The sequence below is a fragment of the Streptococcus sp. DD12 genome (assembly GCF_001578885.1).
In the GTDB taxonomy this organism is placed as follows: Bacteria; Bacillota; Bacilli; order Lactobacillales; family Streptococcaceae; genus Streptococcus.
In genome coordinates this window covers 96,738-115,264 of the sequence record NZ_KQ969497.1, presented here as the reverse complement: position 1 = coordinate 115,264, position 18,527 = coordinate 96,738, and the positions used below count along the sequence as shown (strand labels likewise).

19 protein-coding genes and 1 pseudogene are annotated in these 18,527 nt (G+C 39.3%); 9 read left to right on the top strand and 11 right to left on the bottom strand.

The genetic code is table 11. The features are described 5' to 3' along the window. Positions 1-220: 220 nt before the first annotated feature. From STRDD12_RS07585 to STRDD12_RS07565, 5 genes are all read right to left on the bottom strand, one after another. Complete coding sequence (locus tag STRDD12_RS07585; protein WP_066916827.1) at positions 221-2,125, bottom strand: sugar MFS transporter; 1,905 nt, start codon at positions 2,123-2,125, stop codon at positions 221-223. Between the two features lie 77 nt (positions 2,126-2,202). Beyond that, a complete protein-coding gene (locus STRDD12_RS07580; RefSeq protein ID WP_066916817.1) occupies positions 2,203-3,258 on the bottom strand; it encodes an aldose epimerase family protein in 1,056 nt (351 codons plus the stop codon). 75 nt (positions 3,259-3,333) lie between these two features. Then, positions 3,334-4,335, bottom strand: a complete 1,002-nt coding sequence (galE, locus tag STRDD12_RS07575) for a UDP-glucose 4-epimerase GalE (protein ID WP_066916814.1) — start codon at positions 4,333-4,335, stop codon at positions 3,334-3,336. Positions 4,336-4,359: 24 nt separating this feature from the next. Further along, positions 4,360-5,844 (bottom strand): UDP-glucose--hexose-1-phosphate uridylyltransferase, encoded by a 1,485-nt coding sequence (gene galT, locus STRDD12_RS07570; RefSeq protein ID WP_066916812.1) that lies wholly within the window; start codon positions 5,842-5,844, stop codon positions 4,360-4,362. Between the two features lie 16 nt (positions 5,845-5,860). Next, positions 5,861-7,027 carry a galactokinase gene (locus STRDD12_RS07565; RefSeq protein ID WP_066916810.1) on the bottom strand — a complete coding sequence of 389 codons (1,167 nt, stop codon included), beginning with the start codon at positions 7,025-7,027 and terminating at the stop codon, positions 5,861-5,863. Positions 7,028-7,164: 137 nt separating this feature from the next. On the opposite strand from STRDD12_RS07565, the gene STRDD12_RS07560 reads away from it, so the two are divergent. Further along, positions 7,165-8,160 carry a LacI family DNA-binding transcriptional regulator gene (locus STRDD12_RS07560; RefSeq protein WP_066916809.1) on the top strand — a complete coding sequence of 332 codons (996 nt, stop codon included), beginning with the start codon at positions 7,165-7,167 and terminating at the stop codon, positions 8,158-8,160. A gap of 396 nt (positions 8,161-8,556) precedes the next feature. Here STRDD12_RS07560 and STRDD12_RS07555 read toward each other — a convergent pair whose 3' ends face one another. The 5 genes from STRDD12_RS07555 to STRDD12_RS07535 form a co-directional block, all read right to left on the bottom strand. Beyond that, positions 8,557-9,465, bottom strand: a complete 909-nt coding sequence (locus STRDD12_RS07555) for a nuclear transport factor 2 family protein (RefSeq protein ID WP_231853460.1) — start codon at positions 9,463-9,465, stop codon at positions 8,557-8,559. Positions 9,466-9,483: 18 nt separating this feature from the next. Further along, positions 9,484-9,882: a nuclear transport factor 2 family protein gene (locus STRDD12_RS07550; protein WP_066916807.1), complete on the bottom strand. Its 399-nt coding sequence runs from the start codon at positions 9,880-9,882 to the stop codon at positions 9,484-9,486. A 51-nt stretch (positions 9,883-9,933) separates the two neighbouring features. Further along, positions 9,934-10,554: a thioredoxin domain-containing protein gene (locus STRDD12_RS07545; RefSeq protein ID WP_066916805.1), complete on the bottom strand. Its 621-nt coding sequence runs from the start codon at positions 10,552-10,554 to the stop codon at positions 9,934-9,936. A 2-nt stretch (positions 10,555-10,556) separates the two neighbouring features. Next, positions 10,557-11,375: an MBL fold metallo-hydrolase gene (locus STRDD12_RS07540; protein ID WP_066916803.1), complete on the bottom strand. Its 819-nt coding sequence runs from the start codon at positions 11,373-11,375 to the stop codon at positions 10,557-10,559. A gap of 140 nt (positions 11,376-11,515) precedes the next feature. Next, positions 11,516-12,082, bottom strand: coding sequence for a TetR/AcrR family transcriptional regulator (locus tag STRDD12_RS07535; protein WP_066916801.1), 567 nt, complete (start codon positions 12,080-12,082; stop codon positions 11,516-11,518). A 225-nt stretch (positions 12,083-12,307) separates the two neighbouring features. On the opposite strand from STRDD12_RS07535, the pseudogene STRDD12_RS08140 reads away from it, so the two are divergent. The 3 genes and pseudogenes from STRDD12_RS08140 to STRDD12_RS07525 all read left to right on the top strand — a co-directional run. After that, a pseudogene (locus STRDD12_RS08140) lies at positions 12,308-12,541 on the top strand (tyrosine-type recombinase/integrase); the annotation flags it as partial. Between the two features lie 559 nt (positions 12,542-13,100). Further along, entirely contained in the window at positions 13,101-13,466 is a 366-nt protein-coding gene (locus STRDD12_RS07530; RefSeq protein WP_066916799.1) for a type II toxin-antitoxin system RelE/ParE family toxin, read from the top strand. After that, positions 13,453-13,728 (top strand): helix-turn-helix domain-containing protein, encoded by a 276-nt coding sequence (locus tag STRDD12_RS07525; protein WP_066916797.1) that lies wholly within the window; start codon positions 13,453-13,455, stop codon positions 13,726-13,728. The genes STRDD12_RS07530 and STRDD12_RS07525 overlap by 14 nt, the downstream gene beginning before the upstream one ends. A 265-nt stretch (positions 13,729-13,993) precedes the next feature. Here STRDD12_RS07525 and STRDD12_RS07520 read toward each other — a convergent pair whose 3' ends face one another. Then, positions 13,994-14,569 carry a helix-turn-helix transcriptional regulator gene (locus STRDD12_RS07520; protein ID WP_066916795.1) on the bottom strand — a complete coding sequence of 192 codons (576 nt, stop codon included), beginning with the start codon at positions 14,567-14,569 and terminating at the stop codon, positions 13,994-13,996. A 152-nt stretch (positions 14,570-14,721) separates the two neighbouring features. Here STRDD12_RS07520 and STRDD12_RS07515 point away from each other — a divergent pair, with 152 nt between their 5' ends. The 5 genes from STRDD12_RS07515 to STRDD12_RS07495 all read left to right on the top strand — a co-directional run bounded on the left by STRDD12_RS07515 (position 14,722) and on the right by STRDD12_RS07495 (position 18,527). Next, on the top strand, positions 14,722-15,165 hold the full coding sequence (locus STRDD12_RS07515) for a hypothetical protein (RefSeq protein ID WP_066916793.1): 444 nt from the start codon (positions 14,722-14,724) through the stop codon (positions 15,163-15,165). A gap of 281 nt (positions 15,166-15,446) precedes the next feature. Continuing rightward, complete coding sequence (locus tag STRDD12_RS07510; protein WP_066916791.1) at positions 15,447-15,869, top strand: hypothetical protein; 423 nt, start codon at positions 15,447-15,449, stop codon at positions 15,867-15,869. 2 nt (positions 15,870-15,871) lie between these two features. Further along, complete coding sequence (locus tag STRDD12_RS07505) at positions 15,872-16,900, top strand: replication initiation factor domain-containing protein (protein WP_066916789.1); 1,029 nt, start codon at positions 15,872-15,874, stop codon at positions 16,898-16,900. 59 nt (positions 16,901-16,959) lie between these two features. After that, positions 16,960-17,220 (top strand): helix-turn-helix domain-containing protein, encoded by a 261-nt coding sequence (locus STRDD12_RS07500; RefSeq protein ID WP_066916787.1) that lies wholly within the window; start codon positions 16,960-16,962, stop codon positions 17,218-17,220. A gap of 71 nt (positions 17,221-17,291) precedes the next feature. After that, entirely contained in the window at positions 17,292-18,527 is a 1,236-nt protein-coding gene (locus STRDD12_RS07495) for a tyrosine-type recombinase/integrase (protein ID WP_066916785.1), read from the top strand.

Below are 18,527 nucleotides of genomic sequence, written 5' to 3'. Positions count from 1 at the left end.
TTTAGGGTTTGTCAACACTTTTTTTAAAAAAGTTTTTTAACTTTTTCTCAGTCTTGCGCCGTCGCCCTGACAGCTAAATTAGTATACTAAATATCCTACACTACTGTCAATAGGTTTTTGAAAAAAATATTTTTTATTTTTCTGTACGCTTTGTCACACACTTTTTAACTTGCCACCAAAATTGAAAAAGCATCCGAAGATAGCTCTTCAAATGCTTGTTCTACTTTTCTTTTTTAAAGGTAACGACCTCAGTTAAGGCTGGTAGCTCTTCCCCGATTTCTTTTTCGAGATGGAAGGCGCTAAATTGTTCGGAGTTGGTTACGGTAACAATTACTGTATCATCCAAACCGTTTTTTTCAATAATTGGCGACCAAAAGTCTATGAGTTTTTGACCGACCTTGACCTGATCTCCTTGCCGTACATAGCTGATGAACCCTTCTCCTTTTAGGCGGACAGTACCAATTCCAACATGAACCAGAACAACGACACCATCATCGCTTTCGATCCCTACAGCGTGATGCGTTGGTAAAACTTGTCGAATAGTACCACTAATAGGTGCTAGGACCGTTCCTTCTGTTGGCTTAACCGCAAAGCCTTCCCCTAAATTTCCTGATGCAAAATGTTTGTCTCCTACATGGTTAAGGGCTACCAATTCACCTGCTGTCGGAGTGACAAGAGAAACAACTTTGGTATTAATTTCATTTTCCGAAGTTGCTGCACTAAAGCGGTGTTCTAACTCATCGACAATTTTGGCGTGACGTGCTTCAGTCAAACTTATTTTTCGTGCAATGATGAGAAGTCCAATCAACAAGGCAATTGTTGGAAAACCAAACATGCACAGCTTAAAGACGAATTGTTGGTGGCTTGTGATGTCTGATGCGGAAGCACCTGTGGTCATCCCTGCAGCAACGGCAATTAATGAGACTAACCAGTTTGATGTGGCGCCCCCCAATTTATCAACAAGGGGACGAACGGATAAAGTCAGAGACTCATCGCGGTGCCCTAGCTTCCATTGGCCATACTCTACAGAGTCTGAAATAATCATCAAAACGACTAAGAAAACTAGCGGTTGTGGTACAAAGAAAAGTTCAGCGGCAATGAGGATGATAGGTAACGATGTCCCTGCCATACTAAAAACACCAATACCTACCAACATGACTGCAATACAGCCATAAAACACATGTTTGCGATTGAATTTACTGGCAAGACTAGGAAAGAGAGAAACTGAAACCAACCCAACAAGGGTATTGAGACCATAAAGAATAGAATATTTTCCTGAGTCTCCTAGGATAAAGGTAAAATAGTACAATTGGAGGGCATTCAGTGTATTAATTCCCAAACCATAGAACCAGTAACCGAGCGACAACCACAGTAATTGGTCATTTTTGCCAAGCACCATGAAGACTTGTTTCAAGCTTGTTTTTTCTTTATTGTTTCGCAGTTTTGATTCCACTTCTCTGGTCCCGATACCCACAGCTAGAGAAGTGATAATCCCGATAAATGCGACAATGAAGGCAAACCAAAACCAACCCGTCTTATCTCCTGAACCACCTGTTTTAGTCAGCGAAAAGAATAAAACGATTGGCATAATGGCGACACCGACAATATTGGCACCGATGGTTGACCCAATACGGGCAAATGTTGCCATTTTTTCACGTTCACGGCTATCAATGGACAAGGCAGGAATCATGGACCAAAAACCAATGTCTTTAATCGAATAAAAGACATCCATCAGAAGGTAAATAACCCCAAAGAGAACAAGGTACAAGACGGGATTCGTTTTATTTAAACCACCCAAATCAGTGAAGAGAAATAATAGGGTGATAGAACTGATGATACCTCCACCAACGACCCAAGGTTTGAATTTGCCATATTTAGTCTGGGTGTTATCAATCATATTCCCTATCAACGGGTCAATAAACACTTCTAAAATGCGCAAAATGGCAATAATGTTGGTAATCAGTAAAACATAGTGGCTATTTTGCTTAGGGTCGCCTGTGTTAAATAAATGTGTTGTCACAAACATAATGAAATAAGTTGACAATGTGGCGTAAAAAACATCATTGCCAAACGCACCAGCCGTATAAGATAGACGTGATTTCATCTGTCCTTTAGCTTTTCCCATCATGAGAACCTCCTGTTAATACATGTGCATCGCTTTAAAATGCGTGCCAATTTACCTAGTCGTTAGTATTTTTAGAGTTATTTACTTAAGGTCTTAGCATTAAAGTATTGAAAACCAATTTCATAGGTGGCCTGCTGACCTTTTTCTAAAATAATATTTCCAAATCCTTTATGGTTTACCGCATCGGGGAGCGTTTGCGCTTCCATGGCGAGGGCCTCCCGCCCTTTGGCCTGCTGACCCTTATCTCTTGCAAAGGAAATGTTTCCTTCTATAATATCCATCGTGTAAATGACTAAGCCATTACGGTTAGAAAAGAGGGTTATCCCGTCTCCGCTTTCCTTGTCCTGTAGGGTTGCGATGGCTTTTAGCTGGTCACTCTTTTCATCAGCAACAACAAAGGCATCATCAAAGCCATTGTTTGCCTCAATTCGTGGTAACAAATCGGTTGCATTTCTAAAATCATAATACGATTGGTCAACCGTGATTTTGTCTCCTGTCGGGATTAAGTCAGAAGCCAAAGCCAAATACTGGTCTGAATGAATTTGCAAGGTATGTGTTGATAAATCTTGCTTGTCGCTTAAATTTAAGTAAACATGATTGGTCGGATTAAAAACGGTTGTTTCTGTCACATCAAAGGCTTCAAAGCGTATGGTCAACCGATTGGCATTATCTAGCCTATAGATAATAGACACCGATAAATCACCAGGAAAACCATCGACATGTGAATAGAGTTTTTTTACAAACCTTGTCTCAACATAATCATCATCGACGTGTGTCGTGTAGTCCCAATTTTGTACTTGCATGCCTTTTGGTCCACCATGCAAACAATTCTCGCCTTCATTTTTGGGAAGATTATAACGGACACCTTTATAGGTATAGGAAGCCCCGCCAATTCTTCCTGCAACCCTTCCAACAGACTGACAGGCGCGTAAACTATTCTGGTTATAATCTTCATAGTTATCAAAACCAAGAACGATATTTTTCAAGTCACCCCTGTCTGTTGGAAGCAAAAATGCTTGCAAGGTTGCTCCTAAAGTCAGCGTTGAGATGACAAGGCCATTCGCATTGGTCATTGTAATCTTACTAACATCACGAGAGTCAACTTCCCCTATAACTTCACTATTTATTTTCATCTTATTACCTCAAAACAAATAATCTAACCTGTCTAGAACCTCTTAAACGCTTTGTCACCTAGCTAAGGATAACTACTAGCCTCGGTCATCATAACCTTTTGGATGACTGGAGTGCCAAGCCCAAGCACTGGCAATGATTTTTTCGATATTGTCAAATTGTGGTTGCCATCCCAGTAGCCTCCGAGCTTTTTCAGATGAGGCAATCAGCGTATCCGGGTCCCCTGGGCGACGGTCAGCCTTTTCTGCAGGAATTTCCTTACCTGTCACCTTACGGGCCGCCTCTAAAATTTGAAGATTGGAAAACCCTGTTGATGACCCCAAGTTAAAGGCTGTTGACGGGTTTCCCTCACGAAGATAAGTCACCGCTAGGAGGTGCGCATCTGCCAGGTCGAAAGGATGAACATAATCACGAACATTGGTCCCGTCTGGAGTCTGGTAATCATCGCCAAAAATCATGATTTTCTCACGGACACCTTGTGCTACTTGAAGGATAATAGGTAACAGATGGGTCTCCGGTCCATGGTCTTCACCGATACTGCCATCTGGTTTTGCGCCAGCAACATTAAAATAGCGCAGGGGGACATATTTTATACCATAAGCCTTGTCAGACCATTTCATAATGGTCTCCATCATTAACTTACTTTCACCATAAGGATTGATGGGTCTTTGCGGTGTGGTTTCAAGGATAGGGAGTTCCTCTGGAATACCATAGGTCGCAGCCGTAGATGAAAACACAATATAGTTGACACCGCAACTATGCATCACTTCAAGTAATTTGACCATTCCAACCGTATTATTATCAAAATATTTGAGTGGCTCTTCCATAGACTCTCCGACTAAGGAATAGGCAGCAAAGTGAATCACAGCGTCAACATCTGGATTTTCCTGGAATACTCTCCGCATGAAATCTTGATCCGCTAAGTCACCTTCGTAAAAGACGGCATCGGGATGCACCGCTGCCCGATGCCCCGTCACCAAATTATCCACGACAACCACTTTTTCCTGACCTTTTTCAATTAAGCGATCAACCATATGAGAACCGATATAGCCAGCTCCACCTAATACCAATATCGCCATTGCGCTTTCCTTTCTACTGAAAAATCATGCCTGAGTCGCATTTACAAAACTGATAAAATCTTTGAAGTGTTTTAGACCCTCGCTACCAGATTTATAAACCCCAGCATCCTCCAAGACACGAGCAAAAATATCGGCAACAGCTTGTCGAACAATGCCCGCTACCGCGTCTTTGCCAACCATCGGATTTTTTGTCTTAAGTTCATCTGCCCACGCTTGATGAATGGGAGCAACTTGGCTATCCTTTCCCAAAAGGTAAGCTTCTACTTCCTTGAGTTCTGTTTTCAAGCGGGGAGGGAGAATGGCCAAACCCATTACCTCAATCAAGCCAATATTTTCTTTTTTAATATGTTGAACATCTTGATGAGGATGGTAAATACCGTCAGGATGCTCGCTGGAGGTTTGATTGTCACGAAGAACCAAATCCAATTCAAATTTGCCGTTTTTTCTGCGCGCAATCGGTGTAATCGTGTGGTGGGGCTCCCCTTCGGATGCCGCCAAAACACCAGCTGTCTCATCTGAATAAACTCGCCAGCACTCTAACACTTTAGTTGCTAGAGCAACAAGCTTTTCTTTGTTATCACTTCTCAGACGAATCACTGACATGGGCCAATTCACAATGCCCGCTTCAATCTCAGGAAAGCCACGAAAGACAAGCTTCTCCTTGATATCGGCTACTTCCATGGGGAAAACATGGCGACCACCTTGGTAATGTTCGTGGGTCAAAATAGAGCCACCGACAATAGGCAGGTCAGCATTTGAACCGGCAAAATAACCTGGAAAGGTTTCTACGATGGTTAGTAACCGTTCAAAAGTCAATGCGCTAATATGCATCGGTTCGTGTTGACTATAAAAGAAAATGGCATGCTCGTTAAAGTAAGCATAGGGAGAATACTGAAAGCCCCAGTCATTTCCCTCCATTTGAAAGCGAATCACACGATGATTGCTACGAGCAGGGTGGTTGATGCGACCAAGGTAGCCTTCATTTTCCATACAGAGTTGGCATTTAGGATAATCTGAGGCTACTGCATGTTTAGCTGCTGCAATGGCTTTGGGATCTTTTTCTGGTTTAGACAGATTAATTGTGATTTCCAAATCACCGTATGTCGTCGGTGCCTTATAGGCGATGTTCTGGGCAATGGCCTTTGTTTTCACATAATCATTTTGCTTACTTTGCTTGTAGAAGTCCGCAATAGCCTTTTCAGGACTCGTCTTGTAAGTTTCCCAAAACTGGCGATTCAGACGACTGGGACTCGGGGTCATCAAGTCCATCAGTTGCGCCCCGATACTCTCTTGGATATGGGCAAACTCACTAATGGAACCCACTTGAGCGCCTGCCTGCAATAACTGGTCCTTAAGTTCGATGGCTTCAGAGCTCTCTGTCACCACTTCTGCGACGCCGTCACCAACTAAAGCAAAAACTCTGTTCGTCAAGTAAATACGGTCCATTTCCTCATAATCACTATTTTCAATCACTTTAGTGACAAAAGCATTTACTAAATTTTCAGCCATAATGTCTACATCTTTCTTAGTCAAGCATCCGTGTACCACCAGCTATTTCAGCGATATAAAAGCTTGGGGCATACCCCACCACTTCTTGATACCGTTTCCCGACAGCTTGTTCAAAAGCTTCTACTTTGTCTTTATTGACCAGTGCAATGGCACAGCCACCAAATCCCGCTCCTGTCATGCGGGCACCTAGGACACCAGCTTGTTCCCAGGCTGTGTGAACCAAGGTATCCAGCTCAATCCCTGTCACCTCGTAGTCGTGTTCCAAAGAGACATGTGAAGCGTTCATCAGACGCCCAAAGGTCTCCAAATCGCCTGCCTCTAAAGCCTTGCGAGCTTGCAAAGTTCTTTGATTTTCTAGGACAGCATGGCGGGCCCGTTTGAGCCGCTCGTCATCCTTAATCAAATAACTGTAAGCATCAAAGGTCCAAAGGTCCAAGTCCCCTAGCGTTTTAATGGCAAGTTTTTCTTGGAACTCAGCTAGTGCTTGCTCACACTCTGCACGGCGTTCATTGTATTTAGAGTCTGCCAATTCCCGACGTTTGTTGGTATTCATAATGACAAGAAGATTGTCCTTAAGGTCTAGTGGCACCAAATCATAGGCGAGCGTATTGGTATCCAAGTAAATCGCACGCTGATCGGCCCCCATACCAATCGCAAATTGGTCCATAATGCCTGAGTTGACACCGATAAAATCGTTTTCAGTTTGCTGACCGATTTTAACCAAATCAAGGCGTTCTAAATGGAGATGATAAAGTGTTTCGGCAATAACACCAATCAACAGCTCCAATGAAGAAGACGATGACAAGCCAGAAGCATTGGGAATATTACCGTAAACATACACGTCCATCCCACTATCAATCTCATGCCCAGCCTCCTGCAGAAAATGAATAACACCCTTAGCATAATTCGCCCAATTGTGCTCTTTTTCAAAATGAAGATTTTCAAGCGGAACATCGATAATCCCCTTATCTTCAAAATTTCCTGAGTAAAAGCGAAGCAACTTGTCATCACGCTTACGAGCAGCGCCATAGGTCCCAAGAGTAATCGCCGCTGGGAAAACGTGCCCGCCATTATAATCCGTGTGTTCCCCAATCAAGTTAATCCGACCTGGTGAAAAGAAAGTGTGTTCAGCTTCTAGGCCAAAGACCGCCTTAAACGTTTCTCTTAATTCTAATGGTTTCATAAGAATCTCCTCACTTTTTGTTTTTTCGACGACATTGTAACCCCTTACATGTTTGAAATCAATCCTTTTACTAATTTTTTAGTAAAATATAGGTAAAAATAACACCTTATGTTACACTAATTCCTAGGGAGGGTATCATGCCAACATTAAAAGATATTGCCAAATTAGCGGGAGTTTCCATTGCAACGGTATCGCGTGTCCTCAACCAAGATGAGAGCCTATCCGTAACAGAAGCGACCCGACATCGCATCCTGACTACAGCTGATGACATCGGGTATACAAAACACAAAAAAATCAATAGCTTACAAAGGAAAAAGTCTCAAGTAGCGGTTATCCAATGGGTCAGTGAAGAAGACGAACTCGATGACATTTACTATTACAACATCCGCATCGGGATTGAAAAGAGAGCCCAGGATCTCGACTACGACATCCTACGCTTCTTCAACGACATTCCTTTTAGACTAGCAGAAGAGGTCATCGGGGTGCTCTGCATCGGCAAATTTAGTCGTAAACAGATTGCCTCTTTGGAAGAACTCGGAAGACCCTTGGTTTTTGTCGATAGTGACACGCTTAGTCAGGGCCACCCTTGCGTGACAACTGATTTTGAAAACGCGGTCCAGTCTGCACTGGGCTATCTCAGAAAACAAGGTTGTCAGACTATTGGCCTCCTGACAGGACATGAAAAAACAACTGACGCAACCGAAATCGTTCCTGAGCCTCGTTTACGTGCCTATCGCAACTTCTGTATCGAAAAAGCTATCTACGACCCCAACCTCATTCTGATTGGCCAATTTACCGTTCAGTCTGGCTACGACCTTTTAAATAACCTAATAATTAGTGGAGAAACCCTACCTGACGCTTACTTTGCTGCGAGTGATAGCATCGCTATCGGGGCACTCAAAGCCCTGCAAGAAAACGGCATCGCTGTCCCTGATGCTATCCAAATCATTTCCTTTAATGACACCAGTCTCGCTAGACAAGTCTATCCGCCTTTATCTAGTGTTACCGTCTACACCGAGGAAATGGGACGAACAGCTATGGATATCCTCAATAAGCAAGTCTTAACACCAGAAAAAACACCAACGCTGACTATGCTAGCAACCAAATTGACCATCAGAGATAGCACCAAGTAACAAGAGGATGCTACGAACCAGTATCTGTTTGTCTTTTCTTTAAATGAAACAACACCAACTATTCTATAGTTGGTGTTGAAAGCGTTCGAAAACCTTCGGGAGGAAATCTGTTAGAATTTGCGACCGTCCACCTTTCACCTATAAGGAAGTTTTAAAAAAGATTCTACCTCCGGTCAAAAACCTAATTGTTTCTAATTGTAAAAGGGTGAACGGTAACACCTTTCGTGCCCCAATTTAGTCTCTAAAAATAACAAAAAACACCTTGCAAGCTACAAGGTGTTTTCGTTTGTACTCTGCTGTCCAGTAAGGAATTAACGTTTAGAGAATTGGCCAGCTTTACGAGCTTTCTTAAGACTAGATCTGACAAGGTCTCTTTTAGTTTCCAATTTGAAAAATTTAAAATTTCTCGTTTATATTCTTAGCATCTGCAGCTGGAAGAATATCTGCAACTACGTCCCAATGTTCTGCAATTTTTCCATTTTGAACACGGTAAAGGTCATAAAATGCGGTATCTTTACCTGCTAGATTTCCCTCACTGATAACCAAGGCAAAGTCTCCTTGAGCAATTACTTGATGGGTTTGCTTGTAGTCCATGTTGATACCGTACTGAGCCATTTGTTCTAAAGAAGCTTTAAATCCTGATACTGTATCTACCATATCAGCATTATGCTGAATATAGTTATCTCCATCAAAGTAAGAATCGAGTTTATCAGGGTTCTTTCCGTAGATAATGTCATCGATATAGGTTGAAACGAGCTTTTTAGTTTGTTCGCTATTAACATTTGTATCAATGCTTGTCACACCGTCTACTTGGGTATGACCACTACGATTCGCATCTCTGACTGGGCTCAAATTATCCCAATGTTCTGTGATTTTTCCATTATCATCAAATTTGAAAACATCAAAACCTACCATTTTCTGACCGCCAAAATCGTAAACACTATGAAGAGCGACAGTATTTCCGTCTTCAATCTGACGTTTGATTTCAACAGTTGTAGTACCTTGGCCATTTTGAGCGTCTTCCATAATTTGTAAGAAACCATCCAATCCTGTTGGTACAGTTTGATTATGTTGGATATAGTCCTTATTTAAAACTTCTTTAGCTATTGATGTATCTCCTGTTTCAAAGGATTTTAACAGTGCTACTGCTTTTTCTGTATTTGTCATTTTTGATACCTCGCTATTTCTTTTTGAAATTTGTTGTTGATTTATTTGCTTTTGATTTACGTAATAAACTGTTCCTACAGCTCCTAAAAGAGCTACAGCAGTCAATCCAGCAATCCATGTTTTCATTGTTTTTTTCATTTTTTCTTCTCTTTTCTATTAATTTTTCATACTTTCTGTTACCAAAGCGCTATCTACTACTTGGATAAAATGATTAATTTTTCCTTCTTCATTAAAATGATAGAAATGTGCAAAATCAGCTTGGAAGGATTTTCCAGTAACTTTATAGCTTCCGCTATATTTCCCGTATACAACTACATCATTCCCTGATACGATGTAGTTTTCTGGACTTGCCTTGTAGTTAGTCCATTCCGTCCCTAGACGACTGTGGACGTTTTCAATAACAGCATCAATACCATGATAAATCCCACCATAAGGAAAGCCAAGAGCTTCATTCCATACCAAATCATCTGCAAAATAGGTTTTAAAATTTTCAATTCGCCCATCATCCATTGCTTGATAGGATTGGGAAACTAGTTTTTTATAATCATTTTTCATTTTCTTTACCTCTACTTTTATCATATCAATCGGAATCTAGCTACTTTTCAGTTATCTAGCACTCAAAATTTGTTGATAATTTATCTCCAATTCTTGGATATTTGTAGCCTGACCTCTTAAATCATAATACTTTCCATCTTTTTCAAGTATCAATGTTGGATAAGTCGATACACCTAATTGACTAGCTTTATGAAAATCATATGGCTCCTCGGCTGAGGACCAAGCTTTTTCAATCTCTTTCAAAATCTTGGAACTATTCAAAGAAAATTCATCCAGCACTTTTTGATAAGTTTCAAGCTCTGAAAGTATTTGGCCATCCATATAAAAAGCTTGTTGTAATCTATATCCTAGAAAGACATGTTGTTGACTTGGTAGATATTTCCGAATCACACCAAATGCTTGAGCAATAGGAAGAGAATTGACTTCCAAATCTTGCTGGAAATTTTTTTCAAACTCTTCACCAAAGACCACTCCATATCGATTCGCTATTTCTTGGTTCATCCCCTGGTAAGCTGCGAGCTCTTTTGTTGTTTTTTCATTTCCTTTTGCAAATAGTCCACCTGATATCATCTCTAAATCAAGTTCTGGGTGATTATCCATAAACATAGTCAGATGTTTATCAAGGCCATAACACCAACCACAGTAAGCATCCCATATATAATATAGTTTCATTTTTACCCCCAATTCATCTCTCCAGTCATGACTTTGGCACTCATATCAAGTACTGGTTCATTTCGTAGATTTGGGAATCTTGCTTGAATTTTTTCTTTAAATTCTTCTGAATCGGCAACCTTATCCTTTATTTCAATCGCATAATCTATATATTCAATTGAAAATTGTAAAGCTTGATTGTCAAATGACTTGGTTTCATCACCGTGACTCACAACAACTAGGTCAGCATTCAATGCCATGAGTTCACGCAAACGATCTTGCCAATTACGTAATTCTTCAACAGTTGGTGTATCCGCTAAGAATAGATGGATTTCATTGAAAACATTAACTCCACCAATCAGTGTTTTGGTTTCTTCATTCCACAAATTAATCTGAGCTGGCTCAGAACCAATCAATTCCCAGCTGGTTTCTTGAAAGTTGATGACTTGCTCAGTCATGACAGATGGGATGACAACATTTTTAGGAAGATCTTCACCTAGGAAATCACGCCATACTTCCAGTTTATTTTCAACCGTTGCTAGGATATGTTCGACAACATATGGAGTCGCAACCGCAACTACCTCTGGAAAAGCTGCTTTAACTTCTTCTAGCCCAAAATAATAATCTGGATCACCATGGATAATGAAGATTTGTTCTAACTCTAGGTTATTTTCTTTAAGATAATTCACTATTTCTCGTCCATCTGATAAACGAAAGCGTGCTCCAATAAGAAGGGCCTTGTTATTTCGAATCACTAGAGTCGATGTGACCATAAAGCCCATTTCATCAGCTGTAAATACATGTAAGCGAGTCCCATTTGAAAGTGTAAAATCTTTTTCCATTTGTTTTTCCTCATTTCGTTTCTTTGTTGTAACTTCATTTATTACACTACCCATTATACGCGAAATTAAAAAGCGTTCAACGAGCAAGATTTTTCAATCTGTTGCTTATCGAACACTTCTTTGAAAATTGTATGGTTGTCTTAACTATGTTCAAACAAAATGAGTTGCTCGGTCTCTGTCATCCAGGCTGCAAGGTCTTCTTTATCTTCCAAGCATCCACCTAAAATCCAACAATTAACCGTCGCAATAATACTAGCCTTTAAAACATCTTCCTTATATTTTGACCAAACATCATCAGGTTGATTAGAAGGAAAAAGTTTCTGAAAATACTGCGACACAATTTTGTCGAACCAACCATTCCCCAACTTATTCTCTGCCATTAATTTAAACAGAGATTTGTTTTGTTCTACATAGTCTAAAATTGGTAACATATGAGAAAAACTGTCACCTTGCTCCCAATTATCCTTGAGAGAGGTTGAATTGATATTTTGCAGAGCTACTGAAAATTCAGCTCCCACTTCTACCTCAATTTTTTCTAATAAATCATATTTGTCTAAATAGTGAGCGTAAAATGTCCCACGGTTAATTTGAGCAGTTTGAATAATTTCTGAAACAGTTATTTTCTTAAGTGGTTTTTTAGCTAGCAACTCTAAAAAGGTCGTGCGAATGGCGAGTTTGGTTTTTTTTATACGTAAATCTTCTGACATCATCATTTCCTTTCGTCTTATTATACCAGATACAATCTTGAAAGAGCTTTACTTTGCTCCTACTATTCTTGTTAGGATAAAATTGAACTAACAAAATTAGTCCTTAACAAAATGAAGCCTTTCATGCTATTTTTAATAATTTTTATTTCCCGACTATAAAAACTTTTATAAGATAGCTTTTGCCCCATTTTGAAAAATTACACCTAGATTGTCAAATTAAGTTAGCTAAACCATAGGATGAACTCCGTAAGACGTAGACATCCTGAACTAGCTCCAGCTTCTCCCTGTAAGCTAAGACATACAGGAGCCACGTTAGCTAAACAAGCTGGTGTTTCACTCGAAGTTATTTCCGAGGCTTTAACTCATAGTGATAAAGAGATCACCAAGACCTATGTTAATACTAAAGATACTGTAAATCAAACTGTCGGAGATATTGCATTTCGTAGCTTAAAAAATTAATGGTGGAAATTTGGTGGAAACTTTCGATTTTTGAGACAAAAAAGACATCCAAGAAAGAATTCTTGAATGTCTGTAAACGTTGATATATCGCTGATAATTAACGTTTTGAGTGCAGTGGTTGCCATCCAATCAAACATCGCTTCGCTTGTTTTCTTGGGGCAACTTTGCATAGCATATCTCTACGCGACTAAAGTCGCTAGAGCTATCCTAATTGCGCACCGCCAGTTCTCATACAAAAAACACCTTGCAAGCTGCAAGGTGTTTTCGTTTGTACTCTGCTGTCCAGTAACGAATTAACGTTTAGAGAACTGGCTAGCTTTACGAGCTTTCTTAAGACCTGGTTTGAACAACTTTTGTTTAACTAAATTTTAAAAGCCTTTAATATCAGGCATTTCTACGCTTTTCTGAAAGCGTTATTTCAATCAATTTTAACTAATTTCATCTGAATGGTGTGAATTTTACCTCTAAAATACATGAATTGAGCTGATAAATACTAAAAGTTCACACCATTCCATTGACGATTGCACAAATGAACAATATATGCTATCATGGAGATATAATGAAATACCCACAATTTGAATTTTACACACGTCCAAATGGACGGACTGAGTTTATCGAATTTTTACAAAGTATACCGACAAAGGACAAGCAGAAACTCCTTTCTACTATTAGTGTAATTCAAGAGCAAGGCTTACTGGTGGCTCAACGTATGGAGTGGGTTAAAAAGTTAGATAGTGATATTTTTGAAATTCGTTCTAAGGTATCAAGTAATATTCAGCGTGCCCTTTATTTTCATGTTGTTGATGACCGCTTTATCATTACGCATGGATTTACTAAGAAAACGCAAAAGACCCCTACTACTGAAATCCAGCACGCTAAAGCTTTGAAAAAAGAATTTGAGGAGAATAACAATGACAACCATTAAATTTGACGATTTTTTGAATGAAGAATTGAAAAACGATGACTTCAAATTTGGCTATCTGACTGAAAAAGCTATCTTAGAAAGCGCCATTGCTGTCTACAATGCACGCCAAAAGGCGGGGCTTAGCCAACGTGAACTCGCTGACCTCTCACATGTTCCACAATCCACCATCGCACGTATTGAGCGAGGCAACAATACGAGTATCGAAACCATGAGCAAAATCGCATTTGCTCTTAATAAGCCTCTTACCATTCACATTGGTTAATGTTATTATAATAGTTTAAATCCAGCTAAAAAGCCCTATATCAGGTTAAGGGCTTTTTGTTGTATATTTTAAAGAATAATCATTGTAGAAAAATATAGGTTGAAAATACCTTAATATCGGTATTTGTCACAGCTACTTTTTTTATAAAGAGCCACTTTATTTGCTTAATTATATAATAAGTATTTAGCGCAAAAGCCAACATTAAATTTGGTTGAAAAACAATCAAAAAAGTTTTGGCAAAAATTACTAAGACTCAAATAACTATTTATAGCTTTGTATTTTCAAATCGAATTACGTCAAGTTCCTTGTCTGATTGGTCTTTATACAACGAGATAAGATTGTCGGTTTTCTTCTGAATATCTTTTTCATATTTAAGTTTGATGAGGTCTATTTTATTCTCATCAGACATGGTATTGCTACTTTCCAATTCCAACGCTTGATTGAGTTGCTCTTTCGTATAAGTTTTTTGTTCCACCTCTCGCTGAAATTTTGAGTAATCAAAAAGACTTTGTAACAGCAATTCTTCTTCTGCCATACGAGCATACTGAAAGTTATTTGCCAAACGTTCCAAATGCTCTGCCCACTTTAAATCCCCCTTTTTTTCTCCAAGTTCACTATAAGGAAAAAGGTCATCTATATCAATTTTCAAGGCTTTCGCTATATCTTCAAGGCGCTCCCAACTTGGTTCGGTAGTGCCTTTTTCGTAGTTAATAATCGTCTGTTTGGTTACACCAAGAATTTTTCCCAATTCTTTTTGGGTCATTCCTGCTTTTAAGCGAGCCGACTTAATATCCAATTCTCCAGCTCGTAGAACAGTCGTATAATTATATAAAGGAGCCATTAGTATCTCACTTTCTGGGTAAAAGCTTTTTTTACTTTTTGGTTGACAGGTAAAAATCTGTTTTGTATAATAAAGATAATTCGAGGTAAAATAATTATTTACCTCTTGATTATATGATATTTTACCTTAAATGTAAATTAGAGGAGACAAAAATGACGCAATTTTATGATTATGCCCAAATAATTGAGCTTGTCTCTGGCTTGAACTCTGTCTCAACCTTAAAGAAATGGCGTTTAAAGATTGAACAGTTAACAGGGCATGCCTTTCAAGAAGATAGGATACGAACAGGAAAACGTTCCTACAACAAAGTATTTCTCTTTACAGCTGATGATATTGAAAAGCTCCAACGAATTGCAGATACCAAAGGAAACCTTGGACTTGATAAGGCAATCCTAAAAGCTTATGCACCAAGTAGAGCTTCCCCTTTATCCGTTAACCAAAAAATCAGTCGCTTAACCGTTCAGCTAAAAGGATTAAACCAAAAGGTAACTGACTTAACACAACAGGAACAGCTATTAACTATTCGTATAGAGCAGTTAAGCAAACAGATTGAAGAGTTAGAGAAACCAAAGAGGAAAAAATTATTTGGGAAGTGAGCACGGCTAGAAGCACAACGCCATGGGCGAGTGTGTAGAAACACAGTAGCCCATAATGGCGTGCCCGTGCTTGGACGGGCAATCTTCCCCCAAAATTAGTGCCCCGATACTAATAGGGGGTACGAACGTACACGAAAGTAGGGCTAACCCCTTGATACGTCTGGGGTTAAAGCCAATCAGTTGAAGTTTTCGCTGAAATCCCTTGGGAGAGTAAGGTTCAAAGATAATTCTGCGTACGTTTAGAAAATATAGCAACTCTAAAAAGCACAAAGGAGAATATGATGACAAACTTAACACTAACTGACACAACACTTAAACTTGGCGAATTGAATCTTGATAAAAGTCAATTCATGCTTCCTAAAAAAGTAGTGGTACTTTCTGCTCGTATGAGTTATAAGTATCAAGAGGTAAATGGCGAACAAGTCCGAACAGACGTACCATCCAAACTAGTTTGTAGCGTTCAAGATGCGGATAAAATCAAAATGTTAAAAGAAATGAACATTGCCATTGAAGAACTCAAAGCGATTACGCTTGAAATTCATGACAACCTCGAGAAAATCACGAAACTGGCAGAAAACGACGGTTTACTTGATAAGACCGTTGAACTCGTCAATCCTCAAGTCCGTCTCATGTGGAACATGACTCGTAACAACTGGTCTGGCGTAAAACTAGTGGCAAATGACCTTAAATTGACTGGTGACTAATCATGGACAACAGCGTAAGAATTGACTACTTCGCTGTAACCGTTAAAGATGTTTCACCAAAGGAGGTGTTAGAAGAGATACTCCTTATCCCCCAAGACAAGTTTGCACTGAATGCTTGGGGAATAAATAAGTATCAACGCCACTATGCCTGTTCAGACATCAAAGTTTACTTTAACCAAGCCTTAGATAATATGGGGGTCTATCTGGAACTAAAAGGACAAGGCTGTCGCCAATATGAGGAATTTATGGAGGGTAACGCTAACAACTGGGTAGCTCTAGTCACACGCCTTTACCGCTATCAGGTTAACTTTACCCGAATTGATATTGCTAATGACATTTACGATAATGCCTTATCGGTTCAAACTCTCTATGCTTACTGTAAACGGGGCTTGTGTATCACCAGAGCCCAACACATGGACTATCACGAGCGGTCAGTCCTTGAAACAGGGGAACAGATTGGCGAGACCGTCACCATAGGCGCACGAGGAAGCCAGCAGTGGTGTGTTTACAACAAACTCATGGAACAAACAGGCAAGGGTAAGATTGTTGATAAGATAAGTGCTTGGGTCAGAGCGGAGCTCCGTTGTTGGCAAGGCAAAGCCAATATTATCGCCCAGCAAATGGTTCTTAAAAGACCTCTGACAGCCATTTACTTTGAGGCAATCAACGGACACTACCGCTTTGTCAGACCTAATGACAGGGATACCAACAAACGCAGACGTCAACCTGTTAAATGGTGGCTGGACTACCTCCAGACGGAAACTAAAACACGATTAAGTATTGAACGCACCAAGCCAACACTTAGACAATCGGAACAATGGACGGAAAAACAAGTCTCAAAGACCTTAGCCAAACTCTATGTGGCTAAGTACGAGGCAACCACACTTGAAGAAGCTAACCAATTTCTCCAAGACCTCTTAAAATTGGGACTATCGAAATTTACTAACAGCGATGAAAAGGAGATTGACCAATATGTCCGTGAACATCAGAGTTCCGGGACTTGGGGCATACAAAAAGACGACTTGCCGTAAACAAATCGCCTTAGAAATAATAACTACTGACATTATATCATGAAAGGACAAAAAAGGCTATGCAAGTGATTTTACCAGACGAACAAATTCATCAGCTACAACTGTTAATTAGCCAGCTTATAGAAAATGAAATAAAAAATAAATTGGATAGTAACAACGTTGAAAGTCCGTTTTTGAACAAGCAACAAGCTTGTAAGTATCTAGGAATTGCCAATAATACGCTTGATTCTTGGATAAAAAAGGGATTACCAGTTATTCGAGTTGGAAAAACTGTCCGCTTTGATAAAGCTGAACTCAATCACTGGTTACAAAATCAGTAGCACTATAACCGTGGTTTGATATAATTAAGCCACGGTATTTTTCTAGCTCAATTCAAGAAAAGGAGAATACTATGTCAATTACAAAAACTAAAAATGGAACTTATCGCTTACGTATCTATATCCCAGAAGAAGTCAAATCATCATTGGGAATTGATAAAAAAGTGATTGAAAAACGTTTCAAATTAAGAGGTGATGCTAAAAAATACGAACTTGAATTACAAAACAGGATTGATAGAATTTTAAGCGGAGATTCAACCTCATTGGAAACAAATAGTTCAATCCTCTTTTCCGATTTTTATCACAATATTTGGTGGGAATCTTACAAAGCAGGTCAAACAACATCTACCACAAAACCACCGTCACAAGCTACTATTGACGGTACAGAAATTGTCTTTAGAAAACATATCCTACCCTTGCTTGGAAATTATTCTATTGATTTTCTCAATCAAAATAAACAAGTCGTTTTGAACCTATTGACCCAAAAAGCAGAAGAATATGCCAACTTCAAAGTCATCAGAAGTTATGTTAACTCTGTTTTTGATTGGGCTGAGGAATTAGAATATATCGAAATCAATCGTCTCTCTAAAACCATTAGCCGTATTAAGGCAACTAAAAAAATCAAACTACAAGAGTCTAAAAATGATGAAGATTTGTATCTGTCACAATCAGAACTACAAGCATGGTTCACAGCTTTTGAAGAAGATTTAGAAAATGACAAACTTCTCTTCAAAGATTATGTCTTATTCTATACAACTTTTTTCTTAGGAGATAGAAAATCTGAAAGCTACGCCTTACAATGGAAGCACATTGACCTAAAGAAACAAGAAATTCAGTTAGTGAAAGCCTTGGATAAGTATAAAAATCCAAAATCAACTAAGGGTAATAAAAAGACAACTTTCCATATTCCTATTGAGCTAGCTGATTTACTCCGTGCTTGGAAAAAGCAACAAAAATTGGAATTAGCAAAATTCAATATTATTCAATCTGATGAACAGTATGTCTTTACTTATATTGACACAAAAGGAAACGTTAATAGTCCCTTACATGCTGATTATCTTAATAATAAGATGAAGTCAGTCGAACGCCGTCATAAGGAACTAATACACGCTACACCTCATAAATTACGTCATACGGGGGCAACTCTTGCCAAACAATCTGGCACATCACTAGAAGCCATTTCAGAGGCTTTAACGCATAGCGACACTCTCACAACTAAGACCTATGTCAATACTTCAAATGTCATACCAATGGCTGTTGGTGAAATCGCCTACCGAAACCTTAAAAATAATGGTGTGAATTTGGTGTGA